This is a genomic window from Halosolutus amylolyticus (assembly GCF_023566055.1).
GTDB classification, from domain to species: Archaea; Halobacteriota; Halobacteria; order Halobacteriales; family Natrialbaceae; genus Halosolutus; species Halosolutus amylolyticus.
The window spans coordinates 173,113-191,410 of record NZ_JALIQP010000001.1 but is presented as its reverse complement, the minus strand read 5'-3'; the positions used below and the strand labels follow the sequence as shown (position 1 = coordinate 191,410).

Annotated in this window: 19 protein-coding genes; 8 read left to right on the top strand and 11 right to left on the bottom strand. The window is 68.7% G+C overall.

Annotated features, from left to right (window positions below; translation table 11 throughout):
• Positions 1-176 precede the first annotated feature (176 nt).
• Positions 177-1,295, bottom strand: a complete 1,119-nt coding sequence (locus MUN73_RS00945; protein WP_250138580.1) for a TIGR04053 family radical SAM/SPASM domain-containing protein — start codon at positions 1,293-1,295, stop codon at positions 177-179.
• 150 nt (positions 1,296-1,445) lie between these two features.
• On the opposite strand from MUN73_RS00945, the gene MUN73_RS00940 reads away from it, so the two are divergent.
• Complete coding sequence (locus tag MUN73_RS00940) at positions 1,446-1,811, top strand: Htur_1727 family rSAM-partnered candidate RiPP (protein ID WP_250138579.1); 366 nt, start codon at positions 1,446-1,448, stop codon at positions 1,809-1,811.
• A complete protein-coding gene (locus MUN73_RS00935; protein WP_250138578.1) occupies positions 1,808-3,025 on the top strand; it encodes a TIGR04347 family pseudo-SAM/SPASM protein in 1,218 nt (405 codons plus the stop codon). Before MUN73_RS00940 ends, MUN73_RS00935 begins: the two co-directional genes overlap by 4 nt.
• 63 nt (positions 3,026-3,088) lie before the next feature.
• Here the strand turns inward: MUN73_RS00935 and MUN73_RS00930 are convergent, their stop codons facing one another.
• The 3 genes from MUN73_RS00930 to MUN73_RS00920 form a co-directional block, all read right to left on the bottom strand.
• On the bottom strand, positions 3,089-3,343 hold the full coding sequence (locus tag MUN73_RS00930) for a hypothetical protein (protein ID WP_250138577.1): 255 nt from the start codon (positions 3,341-3,343) through the stop codon (positions 3,089-3,091).
• 86 nt (positions 3,344-3,429) lie between these two features.
• Positions 3,430-3,738 carry a CGCGG family putative rSAM-modified RiPP protein gene (locus tag MUN73_RS00925; RefSeq protein WP_250138576.1) on the bottom strand — a complete coding sequence of 103 codons (309 nt, stop codon included), beginning with the start codon at positions 3,736-3,738 and terminating at the stop codon, positions 3,430-3,432.
• 61 nt (positions 3,739-3,799) lie between these two features.
• Entirely contained in the window at positions 3,800-4,204 is a 405-nt protein-coding gene (locus tag MUN73_RS00920) for a ubiquitin family protein (protein WP_250138575.1), read from the bottom strand.
• Between the two features lie 88 nt (positions 4,205-4,292).
• Here MUN73_RS00920 and MUN73_RS00915 point away from each other — a divergent pair, with 88 nt between their 5' ends.
• Positions 4,293-5,675, top strand: coding sequence for a heme-copper oxidase family protein (locus MUN73_RS00915; RefSeq protein WP_250138574.1), 1,383 nt, complete (start codon positions 4,293-4,295; stop codon positions 5,673-5,675).
• Positions 5,676-5,711: 36 nt separating this feature from the next.
• Here MUN73_RS00915 and MUN73_RS00910 read toward each other — a convergent pair whose 3' ends face one another.
• Positions 5,712-6,311 carry a DUF8159 domain-containing protein gene (locus tag MUN73_RS00910; RefSeq protein WP_250138573.1) on the bottom strand — a complete coding sequence of 200 codons (600 nt, stop codon included), beginning with the start codon at positions 6,309-6,311 and terminating at the stop codon, positions 5,712-5,714.
• A gap of 94 nt (positions 6,312-6,405) precedes the next feature.
• Here MUN73_RS00910 and MUN73_RS00905 point away from each other — a divergent pair, with 94 nt between their 5' ends.
• Entirely contained in the window at positions 6,406-7,668 is a 1,263-nt protein-coding gene (locus MUN73_RS00905; RefSeq protein ID WP_250138572.1) for a cation:proton antiporter, read from the top strand.
• Between the two features lie 18 nt (positions 7,669-7,686).
• Here the strand turns inward: MUN73_RS00905 and MUN73_RS00900 are convergent, their stop codons facing one another.
• Entirely contained in the window at positions 7,687-8,892 is a 1,206-nt protein-coding gene (locus tag MUN73_RS00900; protein WP_250138571.1) for a hypothetical protein, read from the bottom strand.
• Between the two features lie 6 nt (positions 8,893-8,898).
• On the bottom strand, positions 8,899-9,462 hold the full coding sequence (locus tag MUN73_RS00895; RefSeq protein WP_250138570.1) for a DUF7998 family protein: 564 nt from the start codon (positions 9,460-9,462) through the stop codon (positions 8,899-8,901).
• A gap of 165 nt (positions 9,463-9,627) precedes the next feature.
• On the opposite strand from MUN73_RS00895, the gene MUN73_RS00890 reads away from it, so the two are divergent.
• The gene (locus tag MUN73_RS00890; protein ID WP_250138569.1) at positions 9,628-9,903 is read left to right on the top strand and encodes a hypothetical protein; all 276 of its coding nucleotides are present in this window, start codon (positions 9,628-9,630) and stop codon (positions 9,901-9,903) included.
• Between the two features lie 157 nt (positions 9,904-10,060).
• On the opposite strand, the gene MUN73_RS00885 is transcribed toward MUN73_RS00890, so the two are convergent.
• Positions 10,061-10,675, bottom strand: coding sequence for a universal stress protein (locus MUN73_RS00885; protein ID WP_250138568.1), 615 nt, complete (start codon positions 10,673-10,675; stop codon positions 10,061-10,063).
• 230 nt (positions 10,676-10,905) lie between these two features.
• Between MUN73_RS00885 and MUN73_RS00880 the strand changes: the two genes are divergently transcribed.
• Positions 10,906-12,588 (top strand): long-chain-fatty-acid--CoA ligase, encoded by a 1,683-nt coding sequence (locus MUN73_RS00880; protein WP_250138567.1) that lies wholly within the window; start codon positions 10,906-10,908, stop codon positions 12,586-12,588.
• On the top strand, positions 12,588-13,388 hold the full coding sequence (locus MUN73_RS00875) for an enoyl-CoA hydratase-related protein (protein ID WP_250138566.1): 801 nt from the start codon (positions 12,588-12,590) through the stop codon (positions 13,386-13,388). Before MUN73_RS00880 ends, MUN73_RS00875 begins: the two co-directional genes overlap by 1 nt.
• 96 nt (positions 13,389-13,484) lie before the next feature.
• Here MUN73_RS00875 and MUN73_RS00870 read toward each other — a convergent pair whose 3' ends face one another.
• The 3 genes from MUN73_RS00870 to MUN73_RS00855 all read right to left on the bottom strand — a co-directional run bounded on the left by MUN73_RS00870 (position 13,485) and on the right by MUN73_RS00855 (position 17,534).
• Positions 13,485-13,931: a dCTP deaminase/dUTPase family protein gene (locus MUN73_RS00870; RefSeq protein WP_250138565.1), complete on the bottom strand. Its 447-nt coding sequence runs from the start codon at positions 13,929-13,931 to the stop codon at positions 13,485-13,487.
• Between the two features lie 118 nt (positions 13,932-14,049).
• A complete protein-coding gene (locus MUN73_RS22665) occupies positions 14,050-15,990 on the bottom strand; it encodes a sensor histidine kinase (RefSeq protein ID WP_321575751.1) in 1,941 nt (646 codons plus the stop codon).
• Between the two features lie 71 nt (positions 15,991-16,061).
• Positions 16,062-17,534: an amidase gene (locus MUN73_RS00855; RefSeq protein WP_250138564.1), complete on the bottom strand. Its 1,473-nt coding sequence runs from the start codon at positions 17,532-17,534 to the stop codon at positions 16,062-16,064.
• A 76-nt stretch (positions 17,535-17,610) separates the two neighbouring features.
• On the opposite strand from MUN73_RS00855, the gene MUN73_RS00850 reads away from it, so the two are divergent.
• Positions 17,611-18,279, top strand: a complete 669-nt coding sequence (locus tag MUN73_RS00850) for an O-methyltransferase (protein ID WP_250138563.1) — start codon at positions 17,611-17,613, stop codon at positions 18,277-18,279.
• The last annotated feature ends 19 nt before the right edge of the window (positions 18,280-18,298 follow it).

Here is an 18,298-nt window from a genome sequence, read left to right as displayed (position 1 = left end):
GCGACGATCGGCCCACGAACGGCGACACGGCCCGCCGTTCCGGGCAGGGCCAAGATCGGTGGCGCGCGGGGTTCGTGTCTCGAGGCCCCACAGCTGGTATCGGTCAGTCGGTCGGCGCGGACCCGGCCACCGTCGCTTTTCGTCGTGTCCCCGCGATCGAACGAGGAGATCCGTTCTCAGTCGTCTGCCGGCGTGCGGGCTGTCGTCCCGTCGTCCCACGGCAGCGGCCCGTCGTACTCTTCGGGGACGAACGGACAGAGCGGATCGCTCTCGAGGGGATCACCGGTGTGGGCGAACGCCCGGGATCGGCTTCCGCCGCAGACCGATCGGTACGGACAGGCGCCGCACTTCCCCTTGAGTCGATCGCGATCGCGGAGCGACGTGAACAGGTCCGAGTCCCGGTAGAGTTCGTGGACGGGTCGATCGCGGACGTTGCCGGCCGACTCCGGCAGGAAGCCCGAAGGGAAGACCTCGCCAGTGTGGCTGACGAAGGCGAAGCCGTCGCCGGCGACGATGCCGGTCCGGCGGGAGACGCCTTCGTTGCGTTCCGGCGGGCTGTCGGCGGCCGCGGTCCGGCGCTGGAGCGACACGCGGCGGTAGTGAGGTGCCTCCGTGGTCTTGACGCCGAAGGGCGACGTGTCGCTGACCTCGTCGAGCCACGCCATCACGGCGTCGGCCTCGTCGGGATCGATCGGCTCCAGGACCCGCCCGCGCCCCACGGGAACGAGGAAGAAGACGCTCCACATGACGGCCCCGATATCCTCGAGCAGGTCGCGGATCGCGGGGAGTTCGCCCACGGTCTGCCGACAGATGGTCGTGTTGACCTGGACCGGCAGGCCGGCCTCACGGGCGTCCTCGACGGCCCGGATCGTCTCCGCGAAGCTTCCCTCCTCGCCCCGGAACGCGTCGTGGCTCTCGGGGGCAGCGCCGTCGAGGCTGACGGCCATCCGTTTCAGGCCGGCGTCGGCGAGGTCCTCGATCCGATCGGCGGTCAGCGAATGCGTTCCGCTGGGCGTGATCGTCATCCGGTGGCCGAGGTCGTCCCCGTAGGCGACGAGTTCCGTCACGTCCTCGCGGACGAGCGGGTCGCCGCCGGAGAGGACGATCAACTGGCCCTCGCCGAACTCAGCCGCCTGCTCGAGGAGAGCCTTCCCCTCCGCGGTCGAGAGTTCGTCGGGGTGGCGGTTCGGCTTCGCGTCGGCCCGGCAGTGGTCACAGGCCAGCGCACAGGCCTGGGTGAGTTCCCAGATGAGGACGAACGGTCGGTCGGACGTGTCGAACTGGCGGGGGCGCATCGGTCGTGAGTCGGGGGCGTCGCTCCAAAGCCGCCGCCGTTCTTCCCGCGGGTCGGGAAGACGGGCAAATATGTTCGGGCGACGGGGCGGGTGTTCCCACCCGCTGGGAGTTAGGGGAACGTCCTTCGATCCCGTTTCGAACGTCTAGGCATGGTCGAGAAGGAACAGCGATCGCGGGTCGAGAGCGACGAGCGCGGGAACCCGACCCGACAGTGGGAAGTGTTCGTCCGCCAGGAGGAGGGGAGTCCGATGCGACACGTCGGGAGCGTGGCCGCCGCGAGCGGGCCGGAGGCCCACGAACACGCCTCGCGGCTGTTCGGCTGGTACGCCGTCGACGTCTGGTGCTGTCCTGCCGACGCGGTCGAGCGCTACTCCTCCCGGGGCCTCGCGGCCGACGCGGCCGATCGAGACGGTGACCGCGACGCCGACGGCGCGGACGCGATCGGAGACGGCGAGGAAGCGGAACCGCGCGTCTACGAAGAAACCGAAGGCACGCCGCAGGTGAGCGACTCGTGATCTCGATCAGTAAACTCCTCTGTGACCTCGACGCCGAGAGCGACGGACTGCGATACGACGCGGCCGACGAGTCCTCGAAACCCCAGATCACCGAGGAGAAACAGCGCCGTCCCGTGGTCGTCTGGAACACGACTCGCCAGTGTAACCTCTACTGCTCGCACTGCTACGCCGGGGCGGATCTCGAGCCCGGCACCGGGGAGTTCTCGACGGCCGAGGCGAAGACGTTCCTCGAGCAACTTGCCGACTACGGGGCCCCCGTGATCCTCTTTTCGGGCGGCGAACCGCTCGTGCGGGACGATCTGGTCGAACTCGTCGACTACGCGGCGGACCTGGGGCTGCGCCCCGTCCTCTCCTCGAACGGAACGCTCCTCACTCGCGAAAAGGCGGCGGCGTTGCGAGATGCCGGACTCCAGTACGCCGGCATCTCGGTCGACGGCCTCCCGGAGCGAAACGACGCGTTCCGCGGCGAGGAGGGCGCGTTCGACGCGGCCGTCCGCGGCATCGAGAACTGCCTCGACGTCGGCCTCAAGACCGGGCTCCGGTACACGATCACCGAAGCCAACGCGCCGGACCTGGAGGGCGTCGTCGACCTGCTCGTCGACGTCGGCCTCGATCGGTTCTGTTTCTACCACCTCGATTACGGCGGCCGGGGTGCCGACATCGCCGACCTCGACCTGTCGCCCGAGGAAAAGCGGGCTGCGGTCGAACGCCTCGCCGAGATGACGCTGGAGTACCACTCGCAAGGCGAGGAGATCGAGACCCTGCTGGTCGGCAACTACGCCGACGCCGCGTTCCTCGTCAAGTACGCCCGCGAGGAGTTCGGCGAGGCGAAAGCCCGGGCCGTCTACGACCACCTGGAGCGAAACGGCGGCGATCCGACGGGCGAGCGGGTCGCCGACGTCGACTACGAGGGCAACGTCCACCCGACCCAGTTCTGGCAGGGCTACAGCCTGGGAAACGTCCGCGATCGGCCGTTCGGCGAGATCTGGGAGGACGAGTCCAACCCGCTCCTGCGCGCGCTCCGGAACCGGGAGGACCACCTGACCGGGAAGTGCGCGGACTGTCGGTACCAGTCGATCTGCCGCGGCGGCTCCCGACTGCGGGCGCTCGCCGAGACCAGCGACCTCTTCGCGCCGGATCCGCAGTGTTACCTGCGCGAAGACGAGATCCGGCTCGAGGGGGCCGGATCCGCGATCGGTGGCGCGGCCGATTGAGCGCCGCCCCGGGTCGAGGCCCGAGGCGGTTCGCGTGGCACGAGACGGATACGGGACGACCTTCTATTTCTCGTACAGGTAGCTGAGGGCGTAGAGCGCCGCCGCCATCGCGATCACTAGCGGAATCGCTTCTGAAAAGTACCAGACCGACCGATTCGGATCGAATGCGGCGTTGAGCGTGAAGAACAGCCAGCCAACCGTGACGAGGGCTATCATCGCCCCCAGGGCAAACTGGACGACGAGAAGGAGGCCGACCAGGGTGTCCTCGTACGTTCCGGCGTCGATTCGTAGTTGTGGGTCTGCCCGATCGGTTGACATACTCTCACAAGTATGCTAGACATTAGTAAACGTTCGCATATTTTGCGCGTTCCGACGCGGAACCGCGGTCAGACCGACGGCTCGAGTCACTCCGACGACGCGACGTGGACTCGCGTGACGTGGCCGCCACAGCCACACTGATCGACGTACTCCACGTCGATCCCGTCGAAGGTCGCCTCGAGTTCGTCCCAGAGGTACTCCTCGGGGTGGCCGTGGTCGCCGTGGGTGACGAGGTTGACGTGATAGCCGCCTGCGGTGGCCGCGATCGCGTCCCTGGCCTGCTCGATCACGAGGTCGCGATCGTCGGCGTGGCGGGGTTTCTCGAGGTTCGCGGACCACGAGGCGTCGTGCTCGCGACGCGTCACGGGTTCGACGTCGGCGACGTCTTCGGTCATGGTCGGTCGTTGGCTCCCCGCCGGGGTAAGATCTGAGACGAACCTGTTCGGCTCCTCCCGGTCAGCAACAGAACATGAACGGGTAGATCAGCGCGACCCGATCGCCGTCCTCGAGTGTCGTCTCGAACCCCTCGTAGTGCTCGTTGAACCGCCCGTTGATGCAGACGCGGGCGTAGGGTCGGGTCTGGTCCCCCTCGGGGTTCTTGCGCCAGGTGCCCGGCAGTTCGTCGGGAACGGGTGCCCAGCCGTGGGCGGTCGCCTCGGCCTCGGTCTCGGCGATGAGCATGTCCTCGACGTCGTACTCCGCGAAGAACGATTCGAGGAACTCCCGGAGTCGATCGCCCTCGAAGGTGTACTCGAGTTCGTGGGATCCGACGGCGTCGCGGACGTGACCGGTACACCGGACCTCGACCGTCGTCGTCCGGGCCTGCTGTGCGCGCTGATCGATCGTCGTCTCGGCTGTCATAGGCCACGATAGGACGGCCACGGGCAAACAGTCCCCTCCGAACGTGTTCGGCTACAACGGGACGGACGTGGCGGCCGTACGATCGCCCATGAACCAGATACCGGGCGGGCTGCGGACCGACCAGCAGCCCCCGATGGCGATTCCGCTCCGGCACTTCGTCGTGGCGCTTTCGTTTCTCGTCGTCGCGGCCGTCGGCGGGACCGTCCTGGCCGTCACGACGGTGCCTGGACTCTCCGGCGTCGCACGGATTCACGCGCTGTTGCTCGGCTGGATCGGGCTGACGATCATGGGGGCGATGACCCAGTTCGTCCCCGTCTGGTCCGGCGTGACGATCCACTCGCGACGGCTCGCGATCGCCCAACTGTGGCTCGTCACCGCCGGGCTCGTCGGGTTCGTCGCCTGCCTGCTCGCCGGCGCGTTCGCGTGGCTCCCCCTCGTCGCGGCGGCGATCCTGCTGGGTCTCCTGGTGTTCGTCTACAACGTCGGGCGGACGCTGTGGGCGGCCCGACCGCTGGATTTCACCGAGCGCCACTTCGCGCTCGCGCTCGCCTGCTTCGCCACCCTCGCACCGCTCGGCTATCTCATGGCCGTCGACTTCACGAGGCCGGCCTTCGACGGGATCGCCCTCACGAGGGGCGACGTCCTCCTCGTCCACGCGACCCTCGCCCTCTACGGCGCCGTCCTCGCGACGATCGTCGGCGCGCTCGCACAGCTCGGCCAGATGTTCACCCAGGCAGAGTTCGACCCGATCGACGAGCGACTGCTGGCCCTCGAGCAGGCGCTCTTTCCCGCCGGACTGGTCCTGTTCGCCGCGAGCCGCGGCCTCGGGTCGGAACCGGCCGCTCGAATCGGGGCGCTCGCTCTTCTCGCCGGACTCGCCGCGTTCGCCGTCGTTGTCGCCCGACTACTACTGCACTCGACGGTCGATCGATCCCCGATGACGAAGCGGTACTGGGTGGTCGTCGCCTCGCTCGCGGCGTGGATCGCGCTCGCGGTACCGGCGTGGTGGCGCGACCCCGCGAGCTACGCCACGCTTTTCGGGCATCCGGACGGGACCGACGTGCTCCTCGTCGGCGTCTTCGCGTTCGTCGTGGTCGGCTCGCTCTACCACATCGTCCCCTTCATCATCTGGATCGATCGCTACAGCGATCGGCTCGGCTTCGAGCAGGTGCCGATGATCGACGACCTGTACGACGATCGGCTCGAGCGAGCCGACTTCCTGCTGACGCTGGTCGGGTTCGTCGGCCTGGCGGCGGGGCCGCTGGTTGCCCTCCCGACAGCCGTGACGGTCGCGGGCAGTCTCCTCATGACGGTCGGATTCGGCCTGTTCGTCCTGAACATGCTCCTGACGATCCACCGTCACGGTCCGGACGGGATCGCGGGCGTCCTCGCGAGCGGGATCGGACCGGAGGAGGAATCCGCGGCGGCGGAACCGGGCGATCCAGACGTCGGCGTGTCCGTGGACGAGTAGTCGGCGCGTCGACCCGGCCGGAGAAGCACGCCGACGTTACTCCTCGGGCGAGACGCCGACAGCCGGCTCCGACCGCTGTGACTCGATCGTTTTCACGACGAGTTCGCCGTACTCGGCGGCCGTCAGTTCGCCCTCGTTGTACTGTTCCGCCCACGAGGTCTCGACCGTCACCGACCCGTACGACGCCGGCGCGTCGTCGAGGATCGTCGCCCCGAGTGCGACGGCGTCGTAGCCGGCGTCGACCAGCGCCGCGTAGCCGCCCGCGATCAGGGCAACGTCGTGGAGGTCGCCCTCGCGATAGTGATCCGCGTTGACGTACTCGAGCGCCAGTACGTCCCGCTCCCGTTCGATCGACTCGACCGCGATGTCGTATTCGCCGAGCGTCGACGCGAGGCCGTCGGGGTCGGTGATTTCGGCACTCGCGAGGTCCGGGATCCGCTCCTCGAGCACGGACGATCGCTCTTCGACGGGGAGCGAGGGGACGTACTCCGCGGTCGGCCACGTCCGGTTTTTCGGGAACTCCGTTCCCATCTCTTCGATGCAGCCGGCGGTTGCGGCGAGCGCGGCGACCCCGCTAGCCCGCAGGAATCGCCGCCGCGTCGTCCCGCCGGGCTCGGCGGAGGGCGATCGGTCCATGGACGTGGCCTCGCCGTCTCGCGGCAAATGGCTTCGTTCTGCAAACGCCGGCACCGGGCTAAAGGCGTGATTTGTCGTAGGACTGACCAGCCAGATGGCCCTCGAGCTGTACAACGTTGGCCTGGTCGTGATCGGCGTGGCACTGTTCGGCGTCGCCGTCCTCCCGCGGTTCGTCTCCGATCGTGCGATCTCGATGCCGATCTTCTTCGTCGCTCTCGGCATGCTCGTGTTCGGTGCCCCGATCGGGCTCCCCCCGCCGGACCCGCTAGAGCAGGGAACGACGACGGAGCACCTCGCGGAACTGGGCGTCATCGTCGCGCTGATGGGCGTCGGACTGAAGATCGATCGCGTGCCCGGCCTGCGCGCGTGGGCCTCGACGTGGCGACTGCTCGCGATCACGATGCCGCTGTCGATCGCCGGAGCGGCGCTGCTGGGCTGGTGGAGCGGCCTCGTGATCCCGACCGCGATCCTGCTGGGCGCGTGTATCGCCCCGACCGATCCGGTGCTCGCGTCGGAAGTCCAGGTCCGCGGACCGGGAATGGGTACCGAGGCCGAGCCGCTGGAAGCGGCGGCCGGGAAGCAAGACGAGGTCCGGTTCGCTCTCACCTCCGAGGCGGGGTTGAACGATGGGCTGGCCTTCCCGTTTACGAACCTGGCGATCGCGGTCGCCCTCGTCGGCCTCGCGCCCGGCAACTGGCTGGGCGAGTGGCTTATCGTCGACGTCGGTTACCGGATCGTCGTCGGCGTGCTCCTCGGGATCCTCCTCGGCTACCTGACCGCCAGACTCGTCTTCGCCACGGAACCCGATACGCCCGTCGCGGAGTCGGTTCAGGGTCTCGAGGCGATCGCCGGAACCCTGCTCGTCTACGGGGCAACCGAACTCGCCGGGGGCTACGGGTTCATCGCGGTGTTCGTCGCGGCGCTCGTGGTCCGACACTACGAGCGCTCGCACGAGTACAACCGATCTCTCCACGAGGTGAGCGAGTTCGCCGAACAGGTGATGATGGCCCTCATCATGCTCTTTTTCGGCGGCGCGATCGTCGGCGGACTGCTCGACCCACTCACGACGGAGGCGATCGTCGCGGCGATCGCGATCGTGTTCGTCGTCCGGCCCCTCGCCGGCGTGGTTGGGTTTCTCGGGTTCGATCGCGACCCCGCCGAACGGGCGACGATCGCCTTCTTCGGCATCCGGGGGATCGGCTCGTTCTACTACCTCGCCCACGGGCTGAACGAAGCCGCGTTTCCCGACGCCGATCTCGTGTGGGCCATCGTCGGCGCGGTCGTCCTCCTCTCGATCGTCGTCCACGGGATCACCGCGACCCCGGCGGTCCGCTGGCTCGAGGCGCGGGCGGAGTAGCGCCTCCCGCGGGCCAGTTCACCCCGGTCGCGCGTGAAAGACCGCGCCGAGAACGGCGGCGTACAGGGCCGCGCCGAGCACCGAAAGCCAGCGGCCGGCCCCGACCAGCGGCGGCATCGGTGCGAGCAGGCCCGCGACCTCCAGTCCCAGTCCGGTGACGAGTACCGCGATCGATAGCCTCGCGGTCCGGTCGCCGGTACCCGGGGCCGTGGCGATCGCGGGCGGGTAGAAGTGGTACGTAACGCCGACGATCGTCAGGCCGACGAACCCGCCGAGTGCGAGCCGGTAGTGGGCGGTGAACGCGGTCGCCGGGACGCTCGCGGCGGGCGCGAACGCGAACAACAGTCCAAGCAGGGCGACGAGCGCGCCGGCGCCGACGCCGGCGAGGATCGCCCGGCCCCCCGCGCGGTCCCGATCGCTCTGCCGGTGGAGGTCGGCGTACGTGATCGCGAATCCGACCAGCGCGATCGCCTCGAGACCGGCACCGACGCGAAACAGCGTGCCGCCGTGGAAATCGATCGCGAGCAACGCCGGCGCGAGTGCGCCTGCGGGGAGGACGATCGCGACGAGCGCCGGCGCGGGATCGGCCACGAGCAGTCGCGGTAACAGCCTGACCCCGATCGCGAACACCAGCAGGGCCGCCGCTCCGGCCGCGAGCAGGTGGGTCGTCGACGGGCCGTTCCCGGGCAGTCCCGGCGGCCCGACACCGAGGGCGGCCGCCAGGGGGAGTCCCGATCCGACCAGCAGGTACGCGAGTACGACCGGGACGGCGGCGTTGGCCAGCCGATCGACCCCCTCGCGATGGGCGTCGGTCGCCCCGGTCGCTGTCTCGCGGCCGGTCAGGTTGCCCCGGACGGTCCAGAGCAGGCTCGCGACGAAGACGAGACAGCCGACGAACCAGCCCGTCGCCCCGACGAGGGCGAGCGGCCGTGAGCCGATCCCGGCACCGGCCGCGAACGCGCCGATCGTCCCGATCATCGCGAGCGGAAGGTGAACGGCCGGCGCCCGCGGAACGGCGAGGGCCCGCCCGAAGTACGAGGGGATCAGCTGGTACCCCTTCCCGAAGACGACGTGGAAGACGAAGCCGTAGAGGCCGAGCGCGACCGTCGCCGATCGCGGATAGCCGGCGAGTACGGCGACCTGCCAGGCGACGAAGAAGGCGATCCCGGTCGCGACGAAGGCGCGCGACCAGCGCGCGACCGTCGCAGAACTACTCGCGCCCATTCGCGTCTAGAACGGGGAGGACCGCGTCCCGTCGGACGATCCCGGATCGGGGCCGCCGGACTCGCCGGGGACCGCCCCGGTCTCGCGAAATTCGGCTTCGAGGCGCTCCAGCGCGTCGTTGAGCCCCACCGCCTGGTGGTGGGAGGGGTGCACCCGAACCCGGACCAGGTCGTACTCGTGGCGATCGCGGAGGCCGTTCCAGGCCCGGAACGAGCCCTTGACGAGCGCGTCGGCCTGCGGACAGAACTCGGTCGTGGGGGTGAACTCGGCGCGCAGAACGGCCGGATCGTCGGCGTCTTCGGCGTACCGGAACCCTGCTTCCGGGTGGCGACGATCGAGATTGAGTTTCGCGAGGTTGTAGCCGAACGTCGCGTCGTAGACGCCGCGCTGTTCGAAGCACTCCCGCGTGAGGGCGTGGAAGGCGGCGTGTCTCGATCCGGCGAGGACGTCGTGCTCGGCCAGGAACGGGCCGGGGTCGGGGACGTTCTCGGGAACGAACGCGCCCCAGTCGTCGAAGCCGGGATCGGCTGCCGAGTCGGACGCGGACGATGCGCGTGAGAACGGGTTCATACCCGTGCGTACGGACGGGACCGTTCAGTACCTCCTCCCGAACATGTACCCCTGTCCGATCGTCGGGCTTCGACCGGCCCCGTCGCGTTCGATTCGCGGACGGCCGAGAACGGGCGAAGACGTTCGGGAGTAGCTTCTGGTCGCTGTCCGCACAACTCGCGGGCGATGGCCGCTGGATCCACCACCGATCGCGAACCCGACTCGCTGTCCGTACAGTGTCTCCAGCGAGCCTGCGAGGTGGAACGCGAGCAACGCGCCCGTGCGATCGAGCGCCTGGAGTCGGCCGCTGGCGACGACCTCACGGACGACCAGCGCGTGCTCGTCGCGGACCTGGCGCGGTCGCTCACCGCCACCCTGGCACCGGTCGTCATCGAGACGGCGCAGCGTTCCTGTGACACCGAGAACGAACGAACCCGTGCCCGCGATCGATCGGACGACTGATCGGCACCGGATCGGTCGCGCCTTCGTGCGCTCTCGGTCGGCCGCTGCGGCACGCTGGCAGGCTTCGTACGGTCTCATACGGATTGCTGTACCGAGTTACCGGCGCAACCGCCGCCCGGGTCGCGGTTGCGCCGGAACTGACGTACAGTAAACCGTATCAGTCGCCCCGTTCGGCGATCCGAACGTCGCCGCTGACGGCGTCGACGGCGACCTGGATCAGCCCGGACTCGGTCTCGACGTTGACGATCCACGACCCGCTGGTTCGGTGTGGCTCCCCGACGATCGAGACGTCCGCGTGGCCGGCGTCTTCGGCGGTCTCCCGGGCGAGGCGGGTCGCCTCCTCGACGTCCTCGATGCGGATCTCGTCGGTCAGCCTGACGGTGACGACCGGCACGTCGGCCATCCGGACGAGTCGCTCGGTGACGCTGCCGACGAGGACCCGATCGAGCCCGGTCCGTCCCTGCGTCCCCATGATGATCAGGTCGACGCCCTGCTCGTCCGCGTAGTCGAGAATTTCCTCGTGTGGCACCCCCCGGCGGACCGCCGTCGTCACTGAAAGGCCGTCGTCCTGTGCGTCGGCCTCGACGCGGGCGACGGCCCGCTGGGCCGCCCGCTCGGCCTCGTCGCTCTCGAGCGTCCCGAGCGGCCCCTCCGGCACGACCGACAGCGCGTGCACCGTCGCGTCGAACCGATCGGCGATCGTCAGCCCGTGGGCGATCGCCCGTCGCGTGCCGTCGCTGCCGTCGGTCGGAATGAGCACGTCCTGGTACATCGTTTACGGGTGGGTTAGGAGCACGCGCCTAAATACCCTCGACCCCGTTCGAGCCCCGCCCGCCGCTCGATAGCGTCGCCGCTCGATTCCGTCCGTGCCTCGCGTGCCCCGGGTGGAGCGACGTCGTTTCGTCGGATTCGTATCGCTGTTACCTTCGGTAAAGAAAACAGGGCATCGAACCGAACAATGTAAATCTTTTTTACGGTACACGGCAACGTCCCTCACGAGGCATGCCAAATCTTGTCACTAACGTCGCGGCAGCCGTCGAGGAACACGGCGACACCCCCGCGATCGGATTCCAGGGCGAGGAGACCACGTACGAGGAGTTCTGGGCGCAGACGGGCGCGTTCGCCGCCGCCCTCGAGGAACGCGGCCTCGGCGCGGACGACCGCGTCGCGATCTATCTGCCGAACGTCCCGCCGTTCGTGATCGCCTTCCACGGGACGCTCCGGGCCGGCGGGGTCGTCGTTCCGATGAACCCGCAGTACAAAGCCCGAGAGATCGGTCACCTGCTCGGCGACAGCGAGGCCAAGGTGGTCGTCACGCTCGCCGACCTCGTCCCGTTCGTCACCGAGGTACGGGACGACACGTCGGTCGAGCACGTCGTCAGCGTGGGCGGCGAGGCGGAGGGCGCGACGCCGTTCGAGGAGTTCCTCGTCCGCGGCGCGCCCGAGATCGTCGATCGGGCCGACGACGACGTCGCGGTCCAGCCCTACACCAGCGGGACGACCGGCCAGCCCAAGGGCGTCCAGTTGACCCACGAGAACCTCGCGTCGAACGCCGACATGGCGGACCAGCTCATTCCCGACGGGATCCGCCCGGACGACAAGCAACTCGGGGTCCTGCCGCTGTTCCACATCTACGGGATGACCGTCGTGATGAACTCGACGCTGTTCAACGGCGGCATGTACTACGCGGTCCCCGAGTGGGACGCCCAAGAGGCCGTCTCGATCGTCGAGGACGAGGAACTGACGCTGATGCACGGCGTCCCGGCGATGTACAACGACATCATCAACCAGCCCGACGCCGAGGCATTCGACCTCTCCTCGCTGCGGCTCTGTGGCGTCGGCGGCTCCGGCATTCCCGTCGAGGTGCTGCGCCAGTTCGAGGACCGCTACGAGCCGAAAATCTACGAGGGGTACGGCCTGACCGAGACGAGCCCGATCACCCACTTCAACAGCCCGATCGAGGGGCGTCGCGTCGGCAGCATCGGCAAGACCGTTCCCGGCGTCGACTCGAAGGTCGTCGACGAGAACTTCGAGGAGGTCGCGCCCGTTGAGGAGGGACCGATCGACGAGGAGAGCGTTGCGTCGAAGACGCAACGAGGCGAAGGTAGCGCGGAACGAAGTTCCGCGAACCGTTCGAGCGGGCGAAGCCCGCGAGAAGACGGCGAAGCCGCCGGAGCGGTCGATCTCGGTGAGATTACCGGCGAACTCGTCGTCTCTGGCCCGAACGTGATGAAAGGCTACTACGGCCTGCCCGAGGCCAACGAGGAGGCGTTCACGGAGGAAGACGGCAGACGCTGGTTCCACACGGGCGACCTGGGCTATCACGACGAGGACGGCTTCTTCTACGTCGTCGATCGCGAGAAGCACATGATCGTCACCGGCGGCTACAACGTCTACCCGCGGGAGGTCGAGGAACTCCTCTTCGAGCACGAGGCCGTCGCCGACGCCGCAGTGGTCGGGATTCCCGACGAGCGCCGCGGCGAGACCGTCAAGGCGTTCGTCGTTCCCACGCCCGACGCGGACGTCACGCCCGACGACCTCAAGGGGTACTGCCTGACCAACCTCGCGGAGTACAAACACCCCCGCGAGGTCGAGTTCGTCGAGGAACTCCCGCGGACGACGACCGGCAAGGTCCAGAAGTTCAAACTCCGCGACCGAGACGAATCAGCCGCGGAGGCAGAGTAATGACCCTCGGTGACGCGGTGCAACTCGAGGTCGAGGACGACGGGGTCGCGACGATCACGCTCGATCAGCCCGATCGCCGGAACGCGCTCTCGGCGGAGATCGGTGCGGGCATCGTGGCGGCCCTCGACGAGATCGAGGAGAGCGACGCTCGTTGCGTCGTGGTCGAGGGGTCGGGCGGGTCGTTCTCCGCTGGCGGGGACGTCGAGGCGATGATCGAGGGCATCCAGGGCGACATGCCGATCGACGAACGGGTTCGCTACCTCGAGCGGACGACCAACGAGACGATGGCGCGACTCGTCACGTTCCCGCTGCCGACGATCGCGCTCGTCGACGGCCCCGCCGTCGGCGCGGGCGCGAACCTCGCGCTGGCCTGCGACATCCAGCTCGCGACCGAGGACGCCGCCTTCGGGTTCGTCTTCCGGCAGGTGGGACTGAGCGTCGACGCCGGCACGTCGTACCTCCTCCCGCGGGTCGTCGGCGAGAACGTCGCTCAGGAACTGGTCCTGACCGGCGACATCGTCGGCGCGGACCACGCCGAAGAACTCGGCCTCGTCAACCACGTCTACAGTGACGACGAGTTCGACGAGCGGGTCGCGGATCTGGTGGAGACGATCGTCTCCGGCCCGCCGGTGGCGATGCGACAGATGAACCGCCTGGTCCGCGAGGGGCTCGACAAGTCCATCGAGCAGGCCCTGGTCGACGAGGCGACCGCACAGGGGATCGTCTTCGGGACCGACGACCACGAGGAGGGCGTCACCGCCTTCTTCGAGGATCGCGATCCGGAGTTCGAGGGTCGGTAGGAATCGACTGACGGCAAACGCGGGTCCTTCTCGACCGCGATTCGTGTTCGAACGGCGGACCGCGGGTTCGATCGCCGTTGCAATCCCGGCGATCGATCAGTCCCGTCCGGGTCCGATCGGAACGAGCGTCGAGACGCGCGCGTTCTCCTTGAGTTCGAGGCCGCCGTCCGGGACGGTGAGCGGAATCAGGGGGAGATGCGACGCGACCTGGACGGTGGGGTGAGACCCCCCGCGGGCGAGGAGTTCGTTCCGCGGCTGGAGGAGCAACGGCCGATCGGGATCGGTGAGGAACTCGTTGTGCTGGACGACGTACTGGCCGCCATCGAGGTCCCACCAGCCGTAGTCGTCGTCCGGATCGCGAAGGTCGGTCGGGACCGGTTCGAGGTCGGCGTCCTCGAGTTCGTCGCCGCCGAAGTCGATGCGACCGGGGTCGGCGACCTCGTAGATCGCGCTGACCGTCAGATCGATTCCCCCTTCGTGCACCTGTACCGGTTCGTACACCAGGTTGTCGACGCTGTCGGCGAGCGGGTTCTCGGCGGACATATCGGGTGGAATGACGATCCGGAACGGCAAAAAGGATACCGTACCGGCGCGCCCCTCGTCGTCTCCCGGATCGGACGCCGAATCGTGACCACCCACGCCGGTCGCCGCCGGGCGGACGTCAGGCCTCGTGGACGTCCGGCACTTCGACGCCGCGGAACTCGAACCGGGCACCGCCGCGTGAGCCGTCGGTCACCGAGACCTCCCAGCCGTGGCTCGCGGCGAGGCTGTCGACGATCGCCAGCCCGAACCCGGTCCCGTCGCTGTCGGTCGTGAACCCGTAGTCGAAGACCTCCTCACGCCTGTCGGGCGGAATGCCGGGGCCGTCGTCCTCGACGTAGAAGCCGTCAGCGAGCGAGCCGACGCGGACCGTGATTCCCCTGCCGCGGTTCGCGTCAGTTCCCGCGTCGTCGATCGGCTCGTTCGACGATTCGTGATCCACGCTGTCCTCGTGAGCCTGCGAACGAGGGCTCGTGGATCCGTGATCCACGCTGTTGTCAGCGCGGGAAGCGCGCTGACTGCTTGTCGACCCGTGGTCGACACTGTCGTCGGCCTTCGGCCGACTGCTCGTGGATCCGTGATCCACGCTGTTGTCAGCGCGGGAACCGCGCTGACTGCTTGTCGACCCGTGGTCGACACTGTCGTCGGCCTTCGGCCGACTGCTCGTGGATCCGTGATCCACGCTGTTCCGAAACAGGTTCTCCAGGATCTCCGTGAGGAGGGGCCGATCGGCCAGTACGCGCTCGGCCTCCAGGTCGATCGACAGCGACGCGTTCCCGGTGTCGGACGTCTCCCAGGCCGCCCTGACCGCGCTCTCGAGGGCGATCGGTTCGAGGTCTTCGGCGGCGGTTCCCTCCCGGGCGATGGTCAGCAGGACCTCGATCGTCTCGTCGATCCGATTGAGTGCCTCGATCGAATCTTCGAGGTGGGAGACGTCGTCGGTTTCGATCGCGAGTTCCACGTAGCCGCGGGCGACCGCGACCGGATTGCGGAGGTCGTGTGACACCAGGCTGGCGAACTGTTCCAGTCGCTCGGTCTTCGCCTCGAGTTCCCGGGCGTACGATTCGAGTTCCGTTACGTCCCGGACGACGACGACGAACCCGTACCGCCGTCCGCCACGCTCGATCGGGGTCTCCTCGACGACGAGTCGTCGTTCAGTCCCGTCTCGTCGAACCGTGACGTCGGAGCGAAACGCGCCCGACTCGTCGACGACGTCGGGACAGACGTCGCCGAGGGATTCGTCATCGGTCGAGGCCAGCCCCGGTAGGAGGGCGCTCGCCTGGGCGTTGTAGTCGACGACGGCCAACGATTCGTCGACGAGCACGATGCCGTCCCCGACGACCTCGAGCGCCGCGTCACGCGCGAGGGGCGCGACGGCGAACAGGCGGCTGTTGAACAGCGCCCAGGCGACTGCGGCGCCGAACGGCCCGGCCCCGAGCGCCGTGTACTCGACTCCCGGCGCGGGGAGCAGGCCGGTGTACCTCGCGGCGTTGATCACGATGGGAACGAGGGCACCGACCAGTAGCGCCGCACTCTGTGCCCGCGAGACGTTGCGCGATCGGACGACCAACAGTCCGGTGAGAACCAGTCCGCCGAAGAGATAGCAGTACAGAAACACCAGCAAGAGCGCGTACTCGGGCGTGACCGTGCCGGCGAGGTGCGGAAACGGCTCCGTGATCCACTGCGGACCCCAGCCGATCGCACCTTGGTACCGATCGGTCACCAGGATCGCCGTCGGGCCGACGGTCGTCAGCCCGAGCACGGCGAGGACGGGCCGCGTGAGCCAGTGATCGCGGCCCGTGTAGAGTAGCGTGAAGACGAACCAGACGACGGGAGTGGCGAAGGCGATCGGCTGCCACGCGTAGAACCAGACCGTCTGCCACCGCATCGAGGTGGACGCCAGCTGGAGCGCGATCGCGCCCGTCCACCCCGCGTCGAGCACGAGCAACGCGATCATCGCGGTCCCTGCCCGGCCGTCGGCCCGTCGCCGTACCCATTCGGCGATGCCAAGGCAGGCGAGCGCCGTCACACCGAACAGGAACACGTGAACCCAGCGACTCACACGTCTACCTTCGAACGAACGGTAAAGGGTATTATGGCACCGTGACTGTCAGGTCCCCTTACACGGCCATCCTAGCGGGTCTCGACGGTTCGTGCGATCCGGAGCGCCGTCGCCTCGTCGTGCCAGTCGGTGACGAACTGGATCCCGATCGGATCGCCGCCGTCGGCGTCGGCGCCGGATCCGCCACACGGTACCGAGACGGCCGGCGACCCGGTCAGGTTGAACGGCGCGGTGTTGGCCATCGTTCGCAACAATCCGTCCATCCCCTGTACCGCGCCGAACGCGGGTGCCGTCGTGGGCGTCGTCGGGGTCACCAGCGCGTCGACGTCCAGGAACTGCTCGCGAACGGTCGCCGTGAACCGTCGCCGGAAATCCGCGGCCGCCACGTAGTGTCGGCCCCCGAGCGCCTCGTTGAGCGTGCCGTTGTAGAGCAACTGTTCGCGGACGTTCTCGCCGAACTCGCAGTCGTCGGTCGCCTCGGCGATCGCGTCGTGGAGGCACTTCGTCGTCCCCGTTCCCAGCCCGTACTGGACGCCACGGTCGGCGACGAACGCGGCGAACTCGGCCCCGATGAGCGTTCCAACCGCCGCGCCGACGAGATCGTAGCCCTCGATCGAGACCCGATCGATCGTCGCGCCGGCCGCCGCGAGGTCGTCGAGGGTCGCCTCGATCGCGTCGCGGACGTCGTCCGTCGCGAGTGCCATCGACTCCTCGACGACCCCGAGGGTCAGCCCGTCGACGCCCGCGTCGAGCGCCGCCGGGAACGGCGATCTGGCGTGTCCGGCCGGCGTGGCGTGGGTCGACGGATCCGCGATGTCCGGCCCGGCGATCGCGTCGAGGGCGGTCGCCGCAGTCTCGACGTCGGTCGCGAGCGGGCCGACGTGATCGAGCGACGGCGACAGGTCGACGACGCCGAACCGGGAGACGAGCCGGTGGGTCGGTTTGATCCCGACCACGCCGCAGAACGAGGCGGGGATACGGATCGAGCCGGCGGTGTCGGTCCCGAGCGCGGCGTCGACCAGCCCGCCGGCGACCGCCGCGCCGCTCCCGCTCGAGGAGCCACCCGGGACACAACCGTCGGCGGCGGGGTTCTCGACCCGCCCGTGGGCGCAAGTCTCGCCGGTCGTGAAGTAGGCGAACTCGTCCATGTTCGTCGTCCCGACGATCGACGCGCCGCCGGCCCGGAGTCGTTCGACGACCGTCGCGCTGTAGGGTGGCGTGTAGGAGAAGCCGGGCGACCCACACGTCGTCTCGACGCCGGCGACGACCGTGTTCTCCTTGACCGCGATGTCGAGCCCTGCGAGCGGGCCGTCCGTCGCGGTCGGCGGGAGGTCGAACTCCCGCCGGAACGCGTTGTACGGGTCCTCACCCGCCCGCACGTCGGTCGGTTCGTCGCTGGCCGGTGGCTCCACCTCGAACGCCTCGGCGGTCGCCGCGAGCGTCCGGATCGTCTCGCGGTGGGACGGACGGTCGTCGTCGGCGACCGCCATCCCGTACCGGTCGGCGACGCGGTCGATCGTCTCGTCGAGGAGGTCGTCGTCCATGCCCTGCGGTTCCAGAGCAGGCCTCAAATACGTCTGCCTCCCGGAACGCTATGTAGTCCGCGTCCGACGGTCCCGTATGGTCGAGGTACTCACGCCTGAGATCACCCGGTTCGTTCGCGCGATCGGTCCGGAGCCGGACGAGACGCTCCGCGAGATGGACGAGTACGCCGAACGGGAGGGGTTCCCCCACGTCGGCCCCGAGGTCGGCGCGTTCCTCCGGTTCGTCGCACGACTGGCCGAGGCCGAGCGGATCTTCGAGTTCGGCTCCGGCTACGGCTACTCGGCGTACTGGTTCGCCGACACGCTCCCCGAGGACGGCGACATCGTCCTCACGGAGGTCGACGAGGACGAACTCGACCTCGCCCGCGAGTACATGCGGCAGGGCGGGTACGACGATCGCGCCCGGTACGAACTCGGGGACGCGATGGACGCGATCGAGCGCTACGAGGGGCCGTTCGAGGTCGTCCTGATCGACCACCAGAAACACCGCTACGCCGACGCCTTCGAGGCGATCCGGTCGAAGGTCCCGGTCGGCGGGGTCGTCGTCGCGGACAACGCGATCACGGCCGGTCCGATCGAGTTCGAAAAACTGCTGGACCTGGCCGAGGGCGGAGCGCCCGACGACGTGAACGACCACACGCAGGGGATCGCCGACTACCTCGAGCGCGTGACGGGCGATCCGGCCTTCGAGACGATCGTGTTGCCGCTCGGCGAAGGAATCGCGGTGAGTTACCGGGTCGAGTGAGCGCCGCCAGTCGTCGGGA